Origin of the sequence: Variovorax sp. Root411 (genome assembly GCF_001425205.1) — a bacterium.
Taxonomy (GTDB): Bacteria; Pseudomonadota; Gammaproteobacteria; order Burkholderiales; family Burkholderiaceae_C; genus Variovorax.
The window spans coordinates 534,359-556,676 of the sequence record NZ_LMDW01000001.1; the positions used below are offsets into that span (position 1 = coordinate 534,359).

Sequence of the window (22,318 nt, forward strand, 5' to 3'; positions counted from 1 at the left end):
ATCAGGGCTGCTTCGAGGGGAAACAAAGTGTGCAAACTTCACATTTCAACCACAGCGAGAGTCAGGCCAAAGTCCTACAAAGGCGTCGGATTGCGTGCCGTTGACGATCAAAAGACGCATCGGCATGCCGGCCGAGGCGGCGCCGGGCCTTCTCAAGGGAGCGCCGGGATGCAGGCGCCGGAAGGCGCCGATCGACGGCCCTAGCCCTTCCGCCATGCGGGACGGCGGAGGGCGAATCGGCGGGTATTCAGTAACGATTCGGACCGCGAACGCACAACCTGGTCAGGCTGCGCCGTTCACCGGACTCCCCGCGCTGCGCTCGCCCACGGCCGGGGCGAAACAACCGGATGCGCCGCGGGGCGCGGATCCGGCCGGGTCGATGAGCGAAGAAGAAGCTGGAGAAGAAGCGCCGGGCGCCGCTACTTCGCCGCCTCCACCTTCACCCGCGCATTCGGCGTCTCGCCGAACATCTCGGGCGCGTACATCGCCTCGACGCGGCTCGGCGGCAGCGCGAAGTCGCCGACGTTGTTCAGGCGCACGGTGTATTCCATCTTCACCACGCCCTTGGGCAGGTACTCGTAGTAGCTGCGGAAGGCCTCGAAGCTGCGCTCCTCGAAGGCCGGCCAGCCGGAGCCGGACTTCTTTTCGCCCTGCGTGGCGATCTGCGAGTCACGGCCCAGGCCGCCGCCCAGAATGGTGGCGCCGCCCGGGATCGGGTCGCTGATCACGACCCAGGTCATGTCCGCGCTGGCGTTCACTTCCAGCGTCACGCGCAGCACGTCGCCGCGCGTGTACTTGCCTGCGGTGGCCTGTTCGACCGGCGTGATGGTTTTCTTGATCGCGTAGCCGGCGGCGAATGGCGCCTTCAGCTGCACGGCCGCGATCGACTGCAGCGTGAGCCACGGCTTGCCGGTGCCCTGTTGCGTGACCAGCAGCGTGTCGCGCACGGGAGCGCCCGACGGCGATGCTGCCCACGGCAGGAACATCGTGTTGTTCTTCAGGTTGCCCGGCGAAGCGGGTGCGCCGAAGAAGGTGGTCTGGTTCGGCGCGCCAGCCGCGTCGCTGGTCTTCACACGCTCGACCTTGCTCCAGTCGACCTGCGACTTCACCGCGCCGAGCGTGGCAGCGGTCACGCCGCCCACCGGCGTGCTCTCGAACACCTTGCTGAATTTCTCCAACGCGAGGCCACCCCACAAGTTGGCGGTGGTGGTGTGCCACGCGCCGTTCTGCTGGCGGCCGATGAAGCCGTTGGCCAGCTTGCCGATGTCGTCCTTCCAGCTCGGGTCGTCCATCACGCTGAGCAGCAGGCGGGCGGTGTTGACGTCGCCGTTGGTCATCAGCCACCACCAGTAGTCGTCCTGCTCGGTGCTGAAGATCAGCTTGGTGCCCTGGTAGGACAGGCGCGCTTTCAGCACGTTGTTGGCTTCATCGAGTCGCTGCTGGCGCTGCGGCACGTCGTTCACGCGCTTGAGGATGTTGAGCCAGTCGATCACCGCGCTGGTGGGCCACTGGTTCGGCGCGATGGTGATGCTGCCGAGCATTGCCCCACGGGCCTTGCCGTAGCGCGAGAGCGCTTCGAGCGCGGCGAGCTTGCGCACGTCGAGGTCCTTGCGCGGGCTCCAGAACTCGCGCGTGATGCGGCCTTCGACGAACGCGATCAGGCCCGACTCCATCGGCGCGCGCACGTCGTCGGCGAGCGCGAAGGCGGGGTTGAGCTGCGCGGCTTCGTTCGTCGCCGCGAGCAGGTACGAGGTGAGGATGTCGCTGCCGCGGTTCGCCTCGCCGTCGCGCGGCGGGAAGTAGTTGGCGAGGCCGTCGCTGTCCAGATACGTCGGCAGCTGGGCCAGCACGCCCTGCCACATCTTCGCGTCGCGCAGGCCGACCGACTTGCTGGTCTTCTGTTCGAGGCAGATGAAGGGATAGTTCGCGAACCAGTCCCGCACGCCCGGCAGGCCTTCGGCCAGCTTGGGTTGCAGCGACATCTTCAGGCCGCCGCGGCCGGGGAGGGCGTCGGCGGGCGGGGCCACGTCGAGGGTGAATGGCCCGTCGATCTGCACCAGCGTGGCCTGCTGCACCGTGAGCGGCACCGACGGAATGATGCGCTGGCGCACCTTGAGCGCGTCGCGCGCGCCGCCGATGGTGTCCTTGGCCTCGATCTCCCACAGGATGGCTTCGGCGCGCGTCTGCGCGAGCTGCGCGGGCGCGGTCACGGTCCATGCGACTTCACGCGCCTCACCGGCCGGGATGTCCACGGTCTGCGTCTCCAGCGTGAGCAGCGTGGCGCGCGGCGTGGCCTCGACCTTCATCGGCTTCTGCGTGGTGTTGCGCAGCGTGACCTGCGCGCGGAACTGGTCGTCCTCGCGCACCAGTGGCGGCAGGCCGCTGATGATCTGCAGATCTTGCGTGGCCTGGATGCTCATCTGCCCGGTGCCGAACAGGCTGGCGCCCGAATCGGCGACAGCCACGATCTTGAAGGTGGTGAGCGCGTCGTTCAGCGGCACCGTCACCACGGCCTGGCCGTTGGCGTCGAGCACCACCTTCGGGTTCCACACGAGCAGGGTGTCGAGCAGTTCGCGCGTCTGGCCCTTGCCGCCGCCGCCGCCCGCGGGCACGGCCTTGCGCCCGTAGTGGCGCCGGCCGACGATTTCCATCTGCGCGGTCGAGGTGCTCACGCCCCAGCTTCGCCGCTGCAGCATCGCGTTGAGCAGGTTCCAGCTGTCGTTGGGCATCAGTTCCAGCAGGGCCTGGTCGACCGCGGCCAGCGCCACTTCGGCGCCGGCGGCGGGCTTGCCGTCGGGCAGCTTGGCGCTGATGGTCACCTGCGCCTTGCTGCGGATCGGGTAGCTGGGCTTGTCGCTGGTGACGGTCACGTCGAGCTGGTGGGCGCGCGTGCCGACGCGGATCTCGGCCATGCCGAGGCGATAGGCGGGCTTGCTCAGGTCGACCATGGCGGTCGGCGCCACGTATTCCTTGCCTTCGTACCAGAAGGCCGTCCACCACTCGCGCGGCGACTTGAAGCCCCAGGTGAAGAAGCTGTACCACGGCACCTCGCGCAGGCGGCCGCGCAGCGCGAGCACGCTCACGTAGGCGTTCGGCCCCCACTCGGGCTTGACCTGCAGGGTGACGGTCGGGTCCTTGCCGTCGAGCTGCACCACGTGCGTCTCGATGATGCCTTCGCGTTCCACCGCGACCAGCGCGGTCGCGAAGCGGAACGGGCTGCGCACCTGGAACTTGGCGATCTCGCCGGGCTGGTAGCTCTTCTTCTCGGGCAGCACGTCGATGCGGTCGTTGTCCTCGCCGCCGAACCAGAGCTCGCCCTGCTTGGTCACGTAGACCGAGCTCACTGCCTTGGCATCGCGGCCTTCGCCGTCGGTGGCGCTCGCGATGAGTTCGACCTCGCCGGCTTCCTTCAGCTCGGATTCGCACAGCAGCAGGCCGCGTGCATCGCTCTTGCCGCTGCACACGGTGCCGATGTCTTTCGTCTCGGTCTTGTTGTCGTAGGTGTAGAAGCCGCCCACCATGCGCTTGCGGCTGGTGGTGGTGATGCGCGCCACGGCGCGCACGTTGAGCGTCACGCCGGCCTGGGGCTTGCCTGCGAGGTCGAGCGCGAGCGCCTGGAACTTGAGCTTCTGGCTGGTCGAAACCCAGCCTTCGGTCTTGATGCCGGCGATGACGGAGGCGGGCCACAGCGTCTGTGTGCTGCGGATGGTCTGCACCTCGCCGTTCGGGTCGGCGTACGTGGCTTCGAGCAGCAGCTCGCGCGCGGCCTTCACCTTCGGCACCTTGTCGATGGTGACCTTGCCGGCGCCGTCCTTGTTCAGCGTGAGCGGCAGCTTGTCGGCGATCACGCGGGTGTCGTTCACGCTGTTGAGGTCTTCCTCGCCCGAGCCTGCCTCGACGGCGACGGCCGCGGCGACCTCGGAGCTTTCGCCCTGCGCGGCGCGCGGCGGGTTGAAGCTGAAGGCGTCGTAGTCGGAGAAGCTCAGGCTCTTGCCGCGCACCATGGCCGACACGCGCACCGGCAGGTTGGCGGCGCCGCCGCCGGCCACGTAGTTGATCTGCACGTCGGTGGGCACGCTGGTGGCAGCCACCAGCGGCTTCTTGTCGGCAGGCGCGATGCGGCCTTCGAGCACGGGCAGGCGGAATTCCTCGACGCGGAACATGCCGGTGGAGAAGCTGCGGCCGTAGCCTTCGTCCTCGTCGCCCTCGCTGTTGTCCTTGTTGGCGTCCTTGCCGCCGCCGGTGCGCAGCATCACCTCGTACACGCCGAGCTTGGCTGCGGGCGGAATGGGGAATGTGTTCTCCGCGCTCAGGCCGCCGGTGGCGGTCTTGCGCCAGTTCAGCGGCTGCGTGAAGCGCTGGCCGCTGCCCACGTGAGTGATGACCAGCGTGTCGGGGCGGTTCTCGGGCAGGCCGAAGCCCTTGCTGGTCTGCGCGCGGATCAGGCTCTTCATCGACACCGTCTCGCCGGCGCGCAGCAGCGTGCGGTCGAAGATGGTGTGGGCGACGCGGTCGGCTTCGGCCTGCAGGCTGGTCGGCACGTTGAAGCGCCAGGGCTCGATGCCGCGCTGCCAGTCGCTCCAGGTGAAGGCGAGGTCTTCCACGCCCTTGTCGTCCTTGGCGCGGGCGCTGACGAACCAGGCCGCCGTGTCGTATTCGTTCGGGCCGTTGCACGACGGCGCCTGCGGCGAGATGCCGTTGAGCATGACGACGCCGTTGGCGTCGGTGGTGCCGGTGGCCACGGCCTTGCCGTCGCAGCCCGACACGCGCACATTGGCGCCGGCCACGACCTTGCCCTTGTCCAGCGTGGTGACCCAGGCCATCGAGTTCTCGCGGCCCAGCTTGAAATGCACCGCCAGGTTGGTGGCCAGCGCGGTGGTGCGCACGTACATCGTGCGGCCGGCGTTGTAGCGCTCGTCGAGCAGGGCTTCGCCGAGTTTCTGCGAAGCGATTTCGAGCACGTGGAAGCCCGGCGTCAGCGGGATGCCGACGACCTCGAAGGGGCGCGGATCGCCGCTGTCCGACTTGGGCATGTCCAGCGCCTTCGCGCCCTGCTGGCCCGCCAGCAGCGAGAGCATGCGGGTCTGCAGCGAGGTCTTGTCGTCCTTGTCGATGACTGGGGGCAGCGGGCCCTTCACGTCCTTGCGCGCCTGCTCGCGCGAGATGCTGTAGCTGTCGTAGCGGCGCACCTTGCGGAACCACGCGATGATTTCCGCGTCGGTCTTCGGGTTCATGTCGCTCACCTTGCCGGGCGTGAGGGCGTTCACCATCAGCTTCGGCTCCACGCGGCGCACGGTGACCGGCATCATGGCCGGGGTGCCGGGCTCGGCCAGGCGCTCGACCACGCCGAAGGGCGAGGCGGCGAACTTGGCCAGCGGCGGCATCGCGCCGGTCGCCACCTTCAGTGGAAAGCTGCCGGGCGAGGCCAGCGGGCGGCCCGAGGCGTCCTCGAACTTCGAGGGTAATTCAATGCTGAACTGCGCGCTCTCGGCCAGCGGCGGTTCGAAGCTCACGCTGTTGACCACGTCGTCGTCGCTCTGCGCGCCGCCGTCGTTGTCGAGCTTGGCCTTGATCGTCTTGTCGCCCTTGAGCTGGATCTGCGAGGCCAGCTTGCGCGTGACGGGCGCGTTGAACTGCAGCTGCATCGGGCGCAGCGGCAGGCAGCCGGCCTGCGCGTTCTCGCGCTCGCAGGTGAACGACACGGCGAAGGGCTCGCGCACCTGAAAGTCGAAGCGGCGCTCCACGTTGTTGGGCACTCCCGAGGGTGTGGCCACGCCCTTGCCGTAGACGATCTGCACCTTGGCGCCGGGCGTCAGCGTGCGGTTGCACTGCATCGTGACGAAGCGCAGCGGATCTTTCTCGGCGGCCTTGTCGCGGCCGAAGGCCTTGAGCAGGCCGGCGCGCTGGTCGCCGTCGAGCAGCTTGACCGGAATGCGCTCGCCCACTCCATCGGCCGCGCACCAGACGTTCTGGCGCACGCTGTCGAGTGTGGCCGCGCCGTTGAGCTCCAGCATGAACATCTGCTGCTCGTCGATGCGGCTGTAGCTGCCCGGCATGTAGTTGCGCACGAACGGGCCGCCGCTGTTGAACTGGTAGCGCTCGGGGCCGGTCAGCTCGCCCGAGGTTGGCTTGAAGGTGGGAATGCGGGTGACCGTGCAGCGCACGCCGGGCGGCAGGTCGTTCTCGAAGTCGTAGACCCATGCCTTGGCGTCGGTCCAGCGGCCGGTGCCTTTGGCGGCCTGCGCGTCGGTGCAGCTCACCGTGAGCGGGGCGGGGGCCTTGGGGTCGCCGAAATTGACGGCCGCCTGGTCGAACTTGGCAACGACTTGGCGCACTCGGGCAACTTCGCCCTGGGGCGTGAGGCTGGTTATCTGGAGGGCAAAGCCCGGGGCGGCCATGAGGACGCCGGCAAGGAGCAATGTTGTTGGAAGGAAACGGTTCACTTTTTTGTATCTCCACCTGAAGGCAGCGCGCAGCGTAGCCGATTTGCGCGACGGTTCGGCAGTGCCAACGGTCATAGGCCGTTGGCGCGCTGTTCGGGGCACGCTCACGTCGACGGGGTACCTTGCTCCGCGAATGTCCCCCGCTTCGCTCCTCCTTTATTTCGCTGCGCAAGGCACCCCATCGGCGTGATCGTTCAGAGCACTGGTTCCCGCAGCGAAATAAAGGAGGAGCGAAGCGGGGGACATTCGCGGAGGGGAGTACCCGGTGGCTTTCGCACACGCCCCGAACAAGTCTGCCGGTCTTCTTACAATCGACTCTGTCGTGCGTGCGCCGCGCGGACCGCCACCAAGACCTCGCCGCCGACCGATGAAACGCTACTGGGAAATAGACGCCTTGCGCGGGCTGATGCTCGTGCTGATGACCGTCACCCACCTGCCCACCCGCTTGACCGATCCGCTGGGCCAGCCTTTTGGCTTCGTCTCGGCCGCCGAGGGCTTCGTGCTGCTGTCGGCCTTCGTCGCCGGGCTGGTGTACAGCCGCATCGGCCACCTGCGGGGTGTCGACTCGATGCGCCAGGCCTTCTGGCGGCGCGTCGTGAAGGTCTACCTGTGCCAGGCGGCGATCCTGCTGTTCCTGTTCACCGTGATCGCGGCGGTGGGGCTGCACATCGACCAGCCGGCGGTGAAGAACCTGGTGTCCTACTACCTGGCGGAGCCGCGCGACGGCTTCCTGTTCGGGCTGCTGCTGATCTACGAGCCGGCGCTGCTCGACATCCTGCCGATGTATATCTTCTTCATGCTCATGAGCCCCTGGGTGCTGGCCTTTGCCATGCGCCACGGCTGGACCTGGGTGATGGTGGCGAGCGCGACCGTGTGGGCGGCGGCGCAGTTCGGGGTCAGCGAATGGATCTATGCGTTGGCTGTGCGCTACCTGGACGTGCCGGTGCCGTTCCACGAGATGGGCGCCTTCAATACCTATGCTTGGCAGTTCCTCTGGTTCGCGGGCCTGTGCATCGGCGCCACGCGCAACGGGCCGGAAGCCAGGCCGCTGCGCTTTCCTTGGTGGCTGCTGATGCTGGCGGCTGGTATCGCGCTCTACGGTTTGTACTGGCGCCACACCGGCATCAACGGCCAGGCGCCATTCGGCGGCGACGTGGAGCTGAACCTGCTGTTCGACAAGTGGCAGCTCGGCCCGCTGCGGCTGGTGAACCTCGTGGCGCTGTGCATCCTGGCGGTGCGCTTCGGGCCGTGGCTGATCCGCCGCATTCCGCGACTGCGCTGGCTGGAGGCGATGGGTTCCGCCTCGCTGCCGGTGTTCTGCGCGCACCTCGTGGCGGTGCTGCTGGTGCTGGCCTTCTACGGCGACAACCAGATGGCGCGGCCGTGGTGGGGCGACGGCCTGCTGCTGCTGGCGGTGTTCTCGGGGATGTACTTCGTGGCGCGCTTCACGCGCGGCGCGGACGTGCCGCCGCCGGCGGACGACGTGCCGTCGGAGCCCGCGCCCGCCTGAGCGGCAACGGTTTCAGGGCAGCGCGGCCGTCGGCGCTGGGGCCGGTAGATGCGGCGCAATGATCGACTGCCACAGCCGGTAGCCTTCGTCCGTCATGTGCAGCCGGTCGCCGCGAAACAGCTCCGCACGCGGCCGGCCGTCGGCGCCGAGCATCGGCGTGTAGACATCGATGAACTCGCTGTTGGGCAGCAGGTTCAGGTAGGCCGAGATCACGTGATTGGTCTCGCGGATCTGCGGCATCAGCTGCTCGCGCGAGGGGCTGGGCTTGACCGAGATGAAGCTGATGCGCGTGTCCGGCAGTTCGGCGCGCACCGCGTTGGCAAAGCGCGCGAAGCTGTCGAGCACCTGCAGCGGCGTGCGGCCTTCGGCCAGGTCGTTGTCGCCCGCATAGACCATCACCTGGCGCGGCTTGTAGCGCACCACGAGGTCGCGCGCGAACAGGCTGCAGTCGGCCAGCGTCGAGCCGCCGAAGCCGCGGTTGACCACGCCGCCGGGCACGCGCGAGAAGTCTTGTGAGAGGCGGGTCCACATGCGCACCGTGGAGCTGCCGACGAACACCACGCCGCCCGGCGCCGGAAAGCGTTCCTGGTCGGCGCGGGCGAAGGCCGCGAGTTCGTTGTGCCAGCGCTCCTTGGCGGCCAGGTAGTCGCGGGCGGACGCGGCCTCGGCGGCGGCCGTCTCCGATTCTTGCGGGAAGAAGGCGGACTGGGCATGCGAGGCGAGTGCCGCAGTCAGCAGCGCGACCGCGGCCAGCGCGGTTTTCATCGAGGGCATCGAGAGGGCAAGCAGGTCAGATGGTTTTTTCAATGAGAGCGCCGTGGAAGAGCACCGGGCCGGTCGGGCCGCCCTCGCTGGGCACGCCGCCCTTCGGTTCGAGACTGATCGCCAGGGCCGGCACGCGCACGTCGGATTCTGACGCAGCCAGCCGCAGCGCGGGCGCCTTGTCGAGCACGCCCAGCGAGCGCGGCGCGCCGCCCGGGGGCAGGGCCCAGAGCTGCAGCGACTTGTCGCTGCCTTCGTCGAAGCCGCCCACGCGCTGCAGCACCAGCTGCTTCTTCTTCGGATCGAAGGTGACGAGCATCGAGGGCGCGGCCTTGTCGTCGTTCAGCACGGCCACGTACTGCACCGCCGGGGCGTTCTGCAACTGGTCGCGCAGGTTCAGCCCGACGACCACGGCCAGCACCGTGGCCAGCGCGCCGGCGGCCGTGGCGCCGCGCCACAGTGCGAGGCTGCGCAGCCAGCCGCCTTGCGACTGCGGCTTGCCGGCGGCGGCATTGCGCTGGCGTTCGATGGCGAGCGCGGACTGCTCGGCGTCGATCGTGTTGCGGATGCGGGTCCACACGGCCGGGTCGGGCACGATCGGGGACTGCATTTCGGTCATGCCTGCGAGCCGGCTCTGCCAGACCAGCGCGGCGGCGCGCACCGGCGCCTGTTCGCGGGCCAGGGTTTCGAAACGGCGGCGGGCGCCGCCGCGCAGCGTGCCGAGCGCGTGGCTCGCGGCCAGCAGTTCGAGCAGCTCGGGGTGAGCGAGGAGATTCATGGGAGGGCCGCCTTGCTCTTCGTCTTCTTCTTCATCGCTCTCACGCAAAGCGCCCCATGCAGATGCGCAGTTTTTCCAGCCCGCGCCGGATCCATGTCTTGACCGTGCCGAGCGGCAGCTTGAGCTGCTCGGCCAGCTCGCCATGGCTCATCTCGCGCAGGTAGGCCAGGCTGACCACCTCGCGCTGGCGGCCCTCGAGCTGGCTCAGGCACTGGCGCAGCGCCCAGGCCTGCTCGCTGGCATCGGCGGTGTCGGCCGGGTTGGGCGCATCCGATTCGAACTGGTCGGCCATGAGCTCGTCGAATTCCTGGGTCAGGTGGGCGCGGCCGGCGGTGCGGCGGCGCAGCAGGTCGAGCGCCCGGCTGCGCACGATCAGCCCGAGCCACGCGAGCGGCGGACTGAGCGAGGCGCGATAGTCGCCGGCGACTCGCCAGACAGTCAAGAACGCTTCCTGGAGCACGTCCTCGGCCCATTCGCGCTGCCGCACGACGCGCATCGCGAGGCCCATCAGCTTGGGCGAGGTGCGGTCGTACAGCTGGCGCAGGGCGGCTTCGTCGCGACGGCCGATCCGGTCGATCAGTGCCATCAGTTCGGCGTCGGGGCTGGGTGCTGGCATTCGGGGATTGTCGGGCATCGATGCACATGCCCGGTATACGGGGCGCGGGGGTCGCCGGATTCATGCCGCAGACTCGTTTCGCGGCCTCCAGGAAACATTCGGCAACGTATACTGCGCCGCAAAATCAAGAGGGATGCGCGCAGGCGCGGGCGGGACGAAATGAAGCAAATTGCGATCGTGATCGCGCTCTGCGTGGGCGCGTGGTATTTCTTTGTCGGCAGCCGCAAGCTCGACGAATCGATGGTTCGCGACTTCTACCAGAAGGAAGCCCACGCCATCTACTCGCGCGACGCCGAGTTGCTGTGCAAGCAGCTCAGCCGCAAGGCCCGGATCGAGAGCAAGACCACCATGATGGGGAAAACGGTGGAGCGCTCCCACAACCGCGAAGAGGCCTGCCAGGCGAACCGCGAGGCCTTCGAGACCTTCAGCAGGGTGGGCGAGCGGATGGGCGGCATCCTCACCATCGAATACGACTACCACATCGACGCCATCGAGGTGGCGACCGACCGCAAGAGCGCGACCGTCACCGGCACCAATGTGCTGAAGATGGGCGAGTCGCTGCTGCAATACAAGACCAGCTTCACCCAGCGCCTGGAGCGCGAACTCGGCCAGATGCGCCTCGTGCATGCCGACGAGGTCACGGTGATGCGCCTGGGCGGTGCCGGCGCCATGAGCCAGAGCGACTTCTTCCGCAAGTAAGCGGATACGGGCACAAAAAGAAAGACAGGGGGAATTGCCATGATCGTCGTCAAGGATTCGCTGCCGCCGCCACCGCCGTTCTGGCGCCGCCTGAACAGCTTCTTCGCCTTCCCGTTCCAGATGCGGCCGCTGGCCTACGGCCTGCTGCTGTCGTTCTGCAGCCTGCTCTTCGACGCGATCTTCTTCCTGCCGGATGCGCTGGCGCTCTTCGTCATCGAGGTCGGCATCATGCTGGCGGCCAGCCGATACGGCTTCAAGGTCATTGCGCTGGGTGCGCGCGGCATCCGCGACTCGGCCGACTTCGGACGCGAATCGAGCGACGACTGGACCTACCTGCCGTGGAAGCTGTTCGCCATCACGCTGGTGCAGGCCTTCCTGATCGGCTGGCTCGCCTGGTACGCGCCGATCCTGGGCACGGTGGGGCTGTTCGTCATGTCCTTCACCTTCCCGGCGGCGGTGATCGTGCTGGTGCAGTCGGGCAGCTTCTTCCAGGCGATGAACCCCGGCCACGTGATGGACGCGATGCGAACCATCGGCTGGCCGTATGCGCTGCTGTGCTTCTTCCTGTTCCTGCTGAGCACGGGCGCGCAGGTGGCGCTGTCGCTGCTGCTGCCGATGTTCGACGGGCGCATCGCGCTGCCGGTCATCAACTTCGCGTTCATCTATTTCGGCTGGGTCATGGCGAGCCTGCTGGGCTACGTGATGTTCCAGCACCACGATGCCTTCGGTTTCGACGCGGTGCCGGGCAGCGAGCTGGGCGACGGCTCCCCGGTCGACCGCCGCACGCCTGAGCAGGTCGCGGCGCAGCGCATCGACGCCGAGGTGGCGCACCTGATCACCGAGGGCGATCTCGCCGCCGCGCTGGGCTCGGCCTACGAGGCCCAGCGCACGGCCGCGTCCGACGACCTCGCGGCGCAGCGCCGCTACCACCGCGTGCTGGCGCTGATGCCCGAGAAGAAGGACACCATGCTCGACCAGGCGCGGCGTTTCATTCCGCTGCTGATGCGGCGCGACCTGGCTTCGGAGGCGCTCAAGGTCTTCAAGGCCTGCAAGGAAAAAGACAAGGCCTTCGCGCTCGACGACGCGGCGATGGTGATCGCAATGGCGCGCGCCGAATGGCGCAACGGCGACGCACACGCCACGCTGGCGCTGCTCTCGGGCTTCGACAAGCGCTTTCGCGGCCACGAGGCGATTCCGCAGGCCTACGAGCTGGCGGCGCGCGCGCTGGTGCAGGGGCTGGGGCGCTCGGACATGGCGCAGCCCATCCTGGCGACGATGGAGTCGCGCTACCCCGACAGCGAGCAGACGCAGGAAGTGCGCTGGCTGCTGCGGCCGGCGGCGGCTGCCTAGTTCAGTTCTTCAAGCGCGCTGCAGTGCGCGCGTGACCATGTCGTTCGGCGCGAGGCGCAGCAGGTGCGGCAGCAGGCCGATCGCCTTGTCGCGTTCGCCCGCATGCAGCAACCCGTTCGCGCAGGCCGACAGCGTGTCGGCCAGTTCCGGATGGTCGGGCGCGGTCTTCAGCAGGATGCGGCAGAGCTTGTCGGTGTCCTCGAACTGGCGGATGCGGGCAAAGCGGCGCGCCAGCCGGGCCATGTCCTCGGGCTTCAACCGTGCGCCGGGCTTGGCCTGGTCGAGGTAGGTCTTGTAGCTGGCGTGCTGCAGCGCCAGCGTGCCCTCGTCGGTGGCGGGCAGGCGGAAGATGCGGCGGGCGGCCTGGTGGAAGTCGTCGCTCGCGGGCTGCAGCCGCGCGGTGTTGAACCAGGCGCGCAGCGTGTCGCTGTCGCCGGGGCGCAGCGCGGCGGCGGCGCGCCATTCGCCACACGCCTTGTCGAACTTCATTGCGGCGCCGAACTTCTGGGCAGCGGCCACATGCTCGCCGAAGCGGTCGGGCTCGGGTGCGGCGGCCGTCTCCGGCGCCTGCACGCGGCGCAGCAGCAGGGCGCCGGTCATCAAGGCCGCACCGGTCAGCAGGCCGCCCAGGTGGGCCATGTAGGCGATGCCCTGGCCGCCCAGCCAATGCTGCATCAGCTCGTTGACGATCCATGCCGGCAGCAGCAGCAAGGCCGGCGCGGTGACGTAGTTGAAATAGAAGAACAGCTGGTAGAAGAACCGGATGCGCTTGAGCCGGTACATCACCGCGTACATGCCCATCAGCGCCGAGATGGCGCCCGAGGCGCCCAGCCCATAGCCGTCCTTGCCGGCATACGCCCAGCCGGCCAGCGCCGAGGCGCCGACAGCACCCAGCAGATAGAAGCCCAGGTAGGTGCCGCGTCCGAGTGCCAGCTCGACCGAGAAGCCGAACAGGAACAGGAACAGCATGTTGCCCAGCAGGTGGCCGGTGCTGCCGTGCAGGAAGGCGGCGGTGATCCAGGTCCAGGGCTTGAACTCGGCGTCCTTGGTGTAGTCCTGCGACCAGCGCGCGGTGAAGGGCGCGGGCAGCATGGCCTCGTACTGCTGGCGGTCGCGCTTCCATTCACCGTACTGCGGGTTGGTGGGCGTGATGATCCCGTCGGCTTGCAGCTTCGTCAGGTACTTCCTGTCGTTCTGCAGGCTTTCAAGAAGCTGCGGATAGGCTTCCTCGTGCGGCAGCATCCGGCGAGCCAGCTTGCCGCGCTTCGGGTCTGTCTTTTCCAGCCATTCCACGAAGGGCGGTAACTCCAGCTCGGGCAGCACGCTGTTCACGTAGTAGTGGGCGGCGCGCTCGCGCGCGTTTTCCTCGCTGCGCTGCGGCCCCCACCACACGATCATGTTCACGAGGATCAGCAGCACCGTCATCCACGGTGGATTGCGCCAGCTCGGTTTGTTCTCGAGCGGTATGGCGTAGAACACGGTGCCGCTTCTGTCGCGATCAGCCGAGGCGGGCGCGGTGGCGCACTACCTGCGCCTTCACCTGCGCTGGCGCGGTGCCGCCCAGGATGTTGCGCGCGTTCAGCGAGCCGCGCAGGCTCAGCACGTCGTACACGTCCTTCTCGATGCTCGGGTTGAACTGCTGCAGCACAGACAGCGGCAGTTCCGCGAGGTCGACCTTGTGCGAGGTGGCGGCCTTCACGGCATGCGCCACGGTTTCGTGCGCGTCGCGGAAGGGCAGGCCCTTCTTCACGAGGTAGTCGGCCAGGTCGGTGGCGGTGGCGTAACCGCGCAGCGCGGCGGCTTCCATCGCCTCGGGCTTCACGGTGATGCCGCCGATCATCTCGGCGAAGATGCGCAGGGTGTCCTTGAGCGTGTCGACGGTGTCGAACAGCGGCTCCTTGTCTTCCTGGTTGTCCTTGTTGTAGGCCAGCGGCTGGCCCTTCATCAGCGTGATGAGCGCCATCAGGTGGCCGACCACGCGGCCGGTCTTGCCGCGTGCCAGCTCGGGCACGTCGGGGTTCTTCTTCTGCGGCATGATCGACGAGCCGGTGGTGAAGCGGTCGGCGATGTTGATGAAGCCGAAGTTCTGGCTCATCCACAAAATGAGCTCTTCGCTCATGCGGCTCACGTGCACCATGCACAGGCTGGCCGCGGCGGTGAACTCGATGGCGAAGTCGCGGTCGCTCACGGCGTCCAGGCTGTTCTGGCAGACGCCGTCCATGCCCAGCGTCTTGGCGACCAGCTCGCGGTCCAGCGGGTAGCTGGTGCCGGCCAGTGCGGCGGCGCCCAGCGGCAGGCGGTTGACGCGCCGGCGCACTTCGCCCATGCGTTCGGCGTCGCGGCTGAACATTTCCACGTACGCCAGCATGTGGTGGCCGAAGCTCACCGGCTGCGCCACCTGCAGGTGGGTGAAGCCCGGCAGGATCACGTCGACGTTCTTCTCGGCGATGTCCACCAGCGCCTTCTGCAGCTCGACCAGCAGGTCGCCGATCAGGTCGATTTCGCCGCGCAGCCACAGGCGCACGTCGGTGGCGACTTGGTCGTTGCGGCTGCGGCCGGTGTGCAGGCGCTTGCCGGCGTCGCCGACCAGCTGGGTCAGGCGGGCCTCGATGTTCAGGTGCACGTCTTCCAGGTCGAGCTTCCACTCGAAGGCGCCGGATTCGATCTCGGCGCGAATCTGCGCCATCCCGCGTTCGATTGCGGCGTGGTCCTGCACGCCGATGATGCCCTGCGCAGCCAGCATGCCGGCGTGGGCCAGCGAGCCTTGGATGTCGGCCTGCCACAGGCGCTTGTCGAAGAAGACGCTGGAGGTGTAGCGCTTGACGAGGTCGCTCATCGGTTCGGAGAACAGGGCCGACCAGGCTTCGGATTTCTTGTCGAGTTGGTTTTGGGTCATGGGAGCCGTCCAGGAGGCAATAATGGGTTGGTCACCCGATGTAACTGATGTCTGCGATGCGCAACCCGGCGATTTTATCGGCCAGCTCAACACCCACGCCCCCGCCATCGCCGGAAAGGACGCGCGCGCCCCTGCGCGGCAGTCCGTCCATCTTCGACGCCTGCCAGATCGGGGTGGTGCTGCGCACCGTGGTGTTCGTCGAGGTGGTGGTGGCGATTGCGACCCTGTTCGTGGCGTCCACGCCCGGCGAATGGCTGGTGCAGGCGGCCACGGTCACGGGCGGGGCCCTGCCTGCCACGCTGCTGTGGCTGGTGAGCGCCTGCGGGCTCAAGAAGCCGCTGCAGCGCCTGCCGAAGCAGTGGCAGTACACGGCGGGCGCCGTGCTGGGCGCGGTGTCGGCGCTGTATGGCTGCGGCCTGCTGCGCCTTACGGGCGTGCTCTCCACCGCGCCATGGTTGGCCAGCGCGCTGGCCGGCACCCTGTTCGCGGCGCTGGTGATGGCCGCGATGGTGCTGCGCGCACGGGGCCAGACGCCGGCGGCGACGACGGCCCGGCTCGAAGAGCTGCAGTCGCGCATCCGCCCCCACTTCCTGTTCAACACGCTCAACAGCGCCATCGCGCTGGTGCGCGAGGAGCCGGCCAAGGCCGAGACCATGCTCGAAGACCTGGCCGAACTGTTCCGCCAGGCGCTGGCCGACCCGGGCGAATCGGGCACGCTGGCCGACGAGATCGCGCTGGCCGAGCGCTATCTCGCCATCGAGCAGGTGCGCTTCGGCGATCGCCTGCGCATCCGCTGGGACCTGGATGCCGCCGCCAGCAACGCGCGCCTGCCGCCGCTGCTGCTGCAGCCGCTGGTCGAGAACGCCATCAAGCACGGCGTGGAGCCCAGCCCCGAGGGCGCCAAGCTGCGTATTCGCACCGAGCGGCGCGGCGGCATGGTGGTGATCGAGGTGGTCAACAGCCTGCCGCCGCTGCGCTGGGCCGACGAGCCGCTGCCGCGCGGCCACGGCATTGCACTGGCCAACGTGCGCGACCGCTTGCGGCTGCTGCACGACATGCAGATGCAGTTCAGCGCCGGCATGGACCAGAAGAACTACCGGGTTCGCATCGCCATTCCCGCCGAATCATGACTCTCAAGACCCTCATCGTCGACGACGAAGCCCTGGCGCGTTCGCGCATGCGCACGCTGCTGCGCGACTGCACCTCGCCTGCCGCCGATGTGGTGGCCGAGGCCGCGCAGGGCGCGGAGGCGCTGGAGCACCTGGCGGCGATGGAGCTCGACCTGGTGCTGCTCGACGTGCACATGCCCGGCGTCGACGGCATCGACGTGGCGCGCGCGCTGCGCAGCCGGCCCGATGCGCCGGCCGTGGTGTTCGTGACCGCGCATGCGAGCCATGCGGTGACGGCCTTCGATCTCGATGCGGTCGACTACCTGACCAAGCCCGTGCGCGCCGAGCGCCTGCAGCAGGCGCTGCAGAAGGCAGAGCGCTTCCTGAAGGAGCGCCGCGCACTGCAGGCCGAGGCCCAGGCCCAGGTACCCGAGACGGTGCTGATTCAGGACCGTGGCCGCGCCGAGCGTGTGCCGCTGTCGGAGGTGCTCTACCTCAAGTCCGAATACAAGTACCTCACCGTGCGCACCGCGACGCGCAGCCACATCCTCGACGGGTCGCTCAACGAGTTCGAGGAGCGCTATCCGAACCGCTTCCTGCGCGTGCACCGCAATGCGCTGGTGGCGCGCTGGGCCATCCGCGCATTGGAAAAGTACGACGATGGCGAGGACGCCGAAGGCTGGGCGCTGCGGCTCGACGCCATTCCCGAACCTGTGGCCGTGTCGCGCCGCCAGCTCGCCGCGGTGCGCGAAGTGCTGAAGGAAACGCGATGAACGACGAACAGAAGAACACGGCTTCCGAAGAAAAGCCCGCGCCCGCCGACGCCCCCGCGGAGCCGCCGGCTGCCGCGCCTGCATCCGAGGCCGCGTCCGACCCCCCGCCCGAACCTTCGCCGGAGGAACTGCTCGCGCAGCCCGCGCCGACCGGGCGCGAACGCCTGGTGCTGGACATGCCGATCGACGTGCGCAGCGCCTCCCTGGTGCTGCTCGCGGTGCTGGCCACGATCTTCACGCTGCAGTGGGCGAAGGCGGTGTTCATCCCGCTGATGCTGAGCCTGCTGCTGGCCTATGCGCTGTCGCCGCTGGTCGAGCGCCTGTATCGCTGGAAGCTGCCGCGCTGGATCGGCGCGGCGCTGATCCTCGTGAGCGTGTTCGGCGGAGTAGGCTGGACCGGCTACTCGCTCTCGGGCAGCGCCTCGCAGTTGCTCGATGCACTGCCGGTCGCCGCACAGAAGCTCGGGCAGGCGATGCGCAGGGACAGGAACGCCAGCGCCACGCCGCTCGAAAGCGTGCAGCAGGCCGCCGCCCAGCTCGAACGCGCCGCCGAGGAAAACTCGGCCCGCGTGGCGGCGCGCAAGGGCGTGGCGCGTGTCATCGTCGAACGGCCTAACTTCAACGTGCGCGACTACCTGCTGAGCGGCACCGTCGGGCTGCTCGGCGCCATGGGGCAGCTCACGCTGGTGGCCTTTCTCACCTACTTCGCGCTGTGCTCGGGCGACACCTTCCGGCGCAAGCTGATCAAGATCACCGGGCCGAGCCTGCAGAAGAAGAAGGTCACCGTGCACGTGCTCGACGACATCACGCGCAACATCGAGCGCTATCTGCTGGTGCAGATATTCACGAGCGCGCTGGTCGGCCTCGCCACCGGCCTCTCGTTCTGGGCCATCGGGCTCGAGAACGCGGCCGTCTGGGGCATCCTCGCTGCGGTCACCAACCTCATTCCCTACATCGGCTCGGTGATCGTGCTTTCGGCCGCCGGACTCGTGGCCTTCCTGCAGTTCAACACGCTGCAGATGGGTCTGCTGGTGGCTGGCACCTCGCTGGTCATCCACACGCTGGTCGGCAACCTGCTCATGCCCTGGCTCACGAGCCGCACCAGCCGAATGAACCCGGTGGCGGTGTTCGTCGGCGTGATCTTCTGGGGCTGGCTCTGGGGCATCTGGGGTCTGCTGCTGGGCATTCCGATCACGATGGTGATCAAGTCGATCTGCGACCGGGTCGAGGATCTGCAGCCGGTCGGGGAACTGCTGGGGGAGTAGGGCTGCGCACAGCGGCACAAGCCAGCCGCTCTCGGGCGCCGTCGTGTCGTTCGGCGCGGGGCTCAGCGCAGGGCGCGCTGCATCAGCACGGTGTCCACCCACTGCCCGAACTTGAAGCCGACGTCGCGCAGCAGGCCGACCCGATCGAAGCCCAGTTTTTCGTGCAGCCGCTGCGAGCCCATGTTCGCGCTGTTGCCCACGACCGCCACCATTTGCGTGAAGCCACTGTCAGTGCAGCGGCGGATCACTTCGTGCAGCAGCGCCTTGCCGATGCCGTGGCCGTGCATGCCGTGCGCGACGTAGATCGAGTCTTCCACCGTATGGCGGTAGGCGGAGCGGGCGCGGTAGGCCGTGGCGTAGGCATAGCCCGCCACTTCGCCCCCGATCGTCGCCACGAGGTAGGGGAGACCGCGAGCGGCTACGTCGGCACGGCGCGCCTGCATCAGCTCGACGGTGGGCACTTCTTCCTCGAAGGAGCAGAGGTCGTGCAGCACATAGTGGCTGTAGATGGCCTGCACGGCGGCCATGTGGTGCGGTTCGGCGTCGAGGACTTCGACGGTGGCGGAAGCGATGGGTTGCAATGGCATGCCCCGATCTTGACGATCCACATTCGATAAGTGAAGCTTCGCCGAGATATGCAAGGCATGAGAAATACTTTGGACAAGTCGCTGAACCTCGACCAGCTCAGGTCCTTCGGGCTGGTGATTGAAACGGGCAGCTTCTCGGCCGCCGCCGACCGGCTCGGACTCTCGCAGCCGGCCGTGAGCCTGCAGGTCCGCCAGCTGGAGCGCCGGCTGGCGGTGCGGCTCGTGGAGCGTGTCGGCAAGCGTGCGAAGGCCACGCCCGCGGGCATGGAGCTGCTGCGCCACATGCCGCACATCGACGCCGCGGTGGAGAACGCGATCGATGCGCTGGCCGACCATGCGAGCGGCATCGCGGGCCGCGTGCGGCTGGGCACGGGCGCGACGGCTTGCCTGCATTTCCTGCCGGCCGTGCTGCGCGGCCTGCGCGAACGGTTTCCGGAACTCGGCGTGGTGGTGAGCACCGGCAACACGGAAGACCAGGCGCGCAAGGTGGAAGAGAACAGCCTCGACCTCGCGCTGGTCACGCTGCCGGTGGCGGGACGGTCGCTGGCGGTGCTGCCGGTGCTCGACGACGAGTTCGTCGCGATCGGCCGGGTGGACTTCTCGCCACTGAAGGCGAGGGTGGCGCCGGGCGACCTGGGCGCTTTGCCGCTGGTGCTGTTCGAGCCCGCCGCCAACACGCGCAAGCTGGTCGACCGCTGGTTCGCTGCACAGGGCCTGCAGCCGCAGCCCGTGATGGAGCTGGGCAGCGTCGAGGCGATGAAGGAGATGGTGGCCGCGGGGCTGGGCCATGCCATCGTGCCCGGCATGTCGATGGCGGGCCGCGGTGCCCATCCCGAGCTGAAGACCAGCCGGCTGAATCCCCGCATGCACCGCACGCTGGCCGTGGTGATGCGGCGGGACAAGCCCGTCAGCAAGGCCTTGCGCGCGGTGCTCGATGCCATCGTGGCGGCCGGAAAGCCCGGCCGCCGCTAGTGTCCTGTCCCGCAAATAACTGGCATTAATTCTGCATGTTGATGCGGTATCTTGGAGTCGGAGATACCGCGATGAGAACAGGCAGGCCGAAGGCAGAGTTGGTGTTGAGTGATGACGAGCGAGCGCAGTTGCAGTCGTTCGCACGTAGCCGCTCGTTGCCCGCCGCGTTGTGTAATCGCGCGGGCCTTGTATTGGCCAGCGCAGCGGGCGAGCCGAACAACGCGATCGCCGCACGGCTGAAGATGACCAAGCAGACGGTGGGCAAGTGGCGGACACGGTTCATCGAGCGACGCATCGCAGGCCTGTACGACGACATGCGCCCGGGCAAGCCGCGCACGATCGACGACGAGCGCGTGGCGCACCTGATCAAGACCACGCTGCACACCAAGCCAGCCAACGGCTCGACGCACTGGAGCGTACGCACGGTGGCCGCCGAGACAGGCATATCCAAGACCAGTGTGCAGCGCTACTTCCAACTCTTTGGCCTGCAGCCGCACCGCAGCGAGAGCTTCAAGCTGTCCAACGACCCGTTCTTCATCGAGAAGCTGCGCGATGTGGTCGGCCTGTATCTGAGTCCACCGGACAACGCGCTGGTCATCTGCGTGGACGAGAAGAGCCAGTGCCAGGCGCTGGAGCGCACGCAACCCATGCTGCCCATGGGCTTCGGCTATGTCGAGGGCTTCACCCACGACTACAAGCGCCATGGCACAACCACGCTGTTCGCGGCGCTGAACGTGCTCAACGGTGCGGTGCTTGCGGCGTGCAAGCCGCGTCATCGGCATCAGGAGTTCCTGTCGTTCCTGCGTGAGATCGACAAGGCCGTGCCGCCTGAGCTGGACATTCACTGCATCGTCGACAACTACGCCACCCACAGCCATCCGAAGATCAAGGCGTGGTTGGCGACTCGTCCGCGCTGGCACATGCATTTCATTCCGACCTACAGCTCCTGGCTCAATCAGGTCGAACGCTTCTTCGCCCTCATCACCGACAAGACCATCCGTCGCGGCTCATTCTCCAGTGTCAAGCAGCTCGTGCAACGCATTGATCGCTTCGTCACCGCCTACAACACCGAATGCCAGCCCTTCAAGTGGACCGCTACCGCCGATTCGATCCTTGAGAAGCTGCATCGACTTTGTTCACGTATCAGCGGGACAGGACACTAGCTGGGTTCCGTTACTCGGGAATGGCGGCCAGCGCCGCGCCGCCGCGCGCCCGGCCCAGCGTGCCGACGATCAGCGCGGCAATCAGCACCAGCACGCCGCTGAGCACCATCGCGCTGGAGATGCCGAAGCTGTCGACCGTCACGCCGCCGATCAGCGCGCCCGAGGCAATCGCCACCTGGAAGCCGCTCACCAGCAGGGCCTGGCCGGCTTCGGGTGCGTCGGGCACCGCTTCCATCATCCAGCCGGTGAGCGCCACCGGAATGAGGCCGAAGGCCACGCCCCAGATCACGACCACCACCGTGCCCGGCACGAAGCCGGAGCCGATCACGGTCGTCAGCAGCAGCGCCGTCGCAAGCATCAGCGCCGCCAGCAGGGTGGTGCCGCGCACGCTGCGCGCCACCAGGCTGCCGCCGACGAAAGTGCCGACGAAGCCCACCGCTCCGTAGACCAGCAGCAGCGTCGAAACCGAGTTGGGCGCCAGGCCGAACACCTGCTGCAGCAGCGGCTTCAGGTAGGTGTAGGCCGCGAAGTGGCCGGCGATGAAGAACAGCACCGCGAGCAGGCCGACCTGCGCCATGCGGCGCGTGAGCGGCGTCAGCAGGTCGCGCGCGCCGATGGCGCGCACCGGCGCAATCGCGGGCAGCAGCCACATCTGCACCAGCAGCACGAGCGCGGCGAGCGCACCGGTCACGGCGAACGAGGCGCGCCAGCCGAACAGCGTGCCGAGGAACGAGCCGGCCGGCACCCCGAGCACGGTGGCGGCCGACACGCCGGCGAGCACGTAAGACATGGCCCGCGCCTGCGAGGCATGCGGCACCAGCTGCGTGGCGGCGGCGGGCGCGAAGGTCCAGAAGCCGCCCACGCACAGGCCGAGCAGCAGGCGCGCGACCAGCATGGTGGCGAAGTTGGGAGCGAAGGCGGCGAGCAGGTTCGAGGCGATCAGCAGCGTGGTGAGCGCGATCAGCACGGTGCGGCGGTCGAGCTTGCCCGAGGCGACGATCAGCGCCGGGCCGGCAAAAGCGGCCAGCACGCCGGGCATCGTGACCATCAGCCCGGCCGTGCCGTCGGACACGTCGAGCCCGCGCGCGATGTCGGTCAGCAGGCCGATGGGCATGAACTCGGTCGAGACCATGGCGAAGGTGCCGACGGCGATGGAGCCGACGGCAAGCCATGCGGAGCGGGAAGCCGAGGCCGGTGCAGGTGCTTCCGCTGCCGCTGCCGCGCTCGCGAGCTCGTCGATGCAGGGGTTGCTGCTGGGTGAATTCATCATGGAATGCGGTCCTTGGAAGCATCGGCAATGAGCACGCCAATGCTGGTGAAGAGGCATTCGAGTGTGCGAGCGGTCGCGTGCGCGACAAAGGGGCCGGGGAGCAGTAGTCAGTTTCCCGAGGGCGA

At 68.0% G+C, this 22,318-nt stretch carries 16 protein-coding genes; 8 read left to right on the top strand and 8 right to left on the bottom strand.

What is annotated here, in order from left to right; translation table 11 throughout:
• Nucleotides 1-419: 419 nt before the first annotated feature.
• Nucleotides 420-6,398: an alpha-2-macroglobulin family protein gene (locus tag ASC92_RS02425; RefSeq protein ID WP_157608965.1), complete on the bottom strand. Its 5,979-nt coding sequence runs from the start codon at nt 6,396-6,398 to the stop codon at nt 420-422.
• A 412-nt stretch (nt 6,399-6,810) separates the two neighbouring features.
• Here ASC92_RS02425 and opgC point away from each other — a divergent pair, with 412 nt between their 5' ends.
• Nucleotides 6,811-7,953: an OpgC domain-containing protein gene (gene opgC, locus ASC92_RS02430; protein WP_056509962.1), complete on the top strand. Its 1,143-nt coding sequence runs from the start codon at nt 6,811-6,813 to the stop codon at nt 7,951-7,953.
• Nucleotides 7,954-7,965: 12 nt separating this feature from the next.
• On the opposite strand, the gene ASC92_RS02435 is transcribed toward opgC, so the two are convergent.
• From ASC92_RS02435 to ASC92_RS02445, 3 genes are read right to left on the bottom strand one after another with little or no spacing between them, the layout of a single operon-like run.
• On the bottom strand, nt 7,966-8,718 hold the full coding sequence (locus ASC92_RS02435) for an SGNH/GDSL hydrolase family protein (RefSeq protein ID WP_056511790.1): 753 nt from the start codon (nt 8,716-8,718) through the stop codon (nt 7,966-7,968).
• A 25-nt stretch (nt 8,719-8,743) separates the two neighbouring features.
• Nucleotides 8,744-9,493 carry an anti-sigma factor domain-containing protein gene (locus ASC92_RS02440; protein ID WP_056511793.1) on the bottom strand — a complete coding sequence of 250 codons (750 nt, stop codon included), beginning with the start codon at nt 9,491-9,493 and terminating at the stop codon, nt 8,744-8,746.
• Between the two features lie 40 nt (nt 9,494-9,533).
• Nucleotides 9,534-10,109, bottom strand: coding sequence for an RNA polymerase sigma factor (locus tag ASC92_RS02445; protein ID WP_414820386.1), 576 nt, complete (start codon nt 10,107-10,109; stop codon nt 9,534-9,536).
• 159 nt (nt 10,110-10,268) lie between these two features.
• Between ASC92_RS02445 and ASC92_RS02450 the strand changes: the two genes are divergently transcribed.
• Nucleotides 10,269-10,808, top strand: coding sequence for a hypothetical protein (locus ASC92_RS02450; RefSeq protein ID WP_056509967.1), 540 nt, complete (start codon nt 10,269-10,271; stop codon nt 10,806-10,808).
• A gap of 39 nt (nt 10,809-10,847) precedes the next feature.
• Nucleotides 10,848-12,158, top strand: coding sequence for a hypothetical protein (locus ASC92_RS02455; protein WP_056509969.1), 1,311 nt, complete (start codon nt 10,848-10,850; stop codon nt 12,156-12,158).
• A 9-nt stretch (nt 12,159-12,167) separates the two neighbouring features.
• Here the strand turns inward: ASC92_RS02455 and ASC92_RS02460 are convergent, their stop codons facing one another.
• Entirely contained in the window at nt 12,168-13,637 is a 1,470-nt protein-coding gene (locus ASC92_RS02460) for a rhomboid family protein (RefSeq protein WP_056509970.1), read from the bottom strand.
• A 19-nt stretch (nt 13,638-13,656) separates the two neighbouring features.
• The gene (gene argH / locus ASC92_RS02465; RefSeq protein ID WP_056509973.1) at nt 13,657-15,054 is read right to left on the bottom strand and encodes an argininosuccinate lyase; all 1,398 of its coding nucleotides are present in this window, start codon (nt 15,052-15,054) and stop codon (nt 13,657-13,659) included.
• A 56-nt stretch (nt 15,055-15,110) separates the two neighbouring features.
• Here argH and ASC92_RS02470 point away from each other — a divergent pair, with 56 nt between their 5' ends.
• Genes ASC92_RS02470 through ASC92_RS02480 form a run of 3 tightly spaced genes read left to right on the top strand, consistent with a single transcriptional unit; the run spans nt 15,111 to nt 18,201 of the window.
• A complete protein-coding gene (locus ASC92_RS02470; protein WP_056511796.1) occupies nt 15,111-16,184 on the top strand; it encodes a sensor histidine kinase in 1,074 nt (357 codons plus the stop codon).
• On the top strand, nt 16,181-16,936 hold the full coding sequence (locus ASC92_RS02475) for a LytR/AlgR family response regulator transcription factor (RefSeq protein WP_056509975.1): 756 nt from the start codon (nt 16,181-16,183) through the stop codon (nt 16,934-16,936). The genes ASC92_RS02470 and ASC92_RS02475 overlap by 4 nt, the downstream gene beginning before the upstream one ends.
• Complete coding sequence (locus ASC92_RS02480) at nt 16,933-18,201, top strand: AI-2E family transporter (RefSeq protein ID WP_056509978.1); 1,269 nt, start codon at nt 16,933-16,935, stop codon at nt 18,199-18,201. The genes ASC92_RS02475 and ASC92_RS02480 overlap by 4 nt, the downstream gene beginning before the upstream one ends.
• Nucleotides 18,202-18,263: 62 nt before the next feature.
• Here the strand turns inward: ASC92_RS02480 and ASC92_RS02485 are convergent, their stop codons facing one another.
• Entirely contained in the window at nt 18,264-18,788 is a 525-nt protein-coding gene (locus tag ASC92_RS02485) for a GNAT family N-acetyltransferase (protein ID WP_056509979.1), read from the bottom strand.
• 48 nt (nt 18,789-18,836) lie between these two features.
• Between ASC92_RS02485 and ASC92_RS02490 the strand changes: the two genes are divergently transcribed.
• The gene (locus ASC92_RS02490) at nt 18,837-19,760 is read left to right on the top strand and encodes a LysR family transcriptional regulator (RefSeq protein WP_056509981.1); all 924 of its coding nucleotides are present in this window, start codon (nt 18,837-18,839) and stop codon (nt 19,758-19,760) included.
• Between the two features lie 71 nt (nt 19,761-19,831).
• A complete protein-coding gene (locus ASC92_RS02495) occupies nt 19,832-20,923 on the top strand; it encodes an IS630 family transposase (protein WP_056509983.1) in 1,092 nt (363 codons plus the stop codon).
• Between the two features lie 10 nt (nt 20,924-20,933).
• Here the strand turns inward: ASC92_RS02495 and ASC92_RS02500 are convergent, their stop codons facing one another.
• Nucleotides 20,934-22,193, bottom strand: coding sequence for an MFS transporter (locus tag ASC92_RS02500; RefSeq protein WP_056509985.1), 1,260 nt, complete (start codon nt 22,191-22,193; stop codon nt 20,934-20,936).
• Nucleotides 22,194-22,318 lie beyond the last annotated feature (125 nt).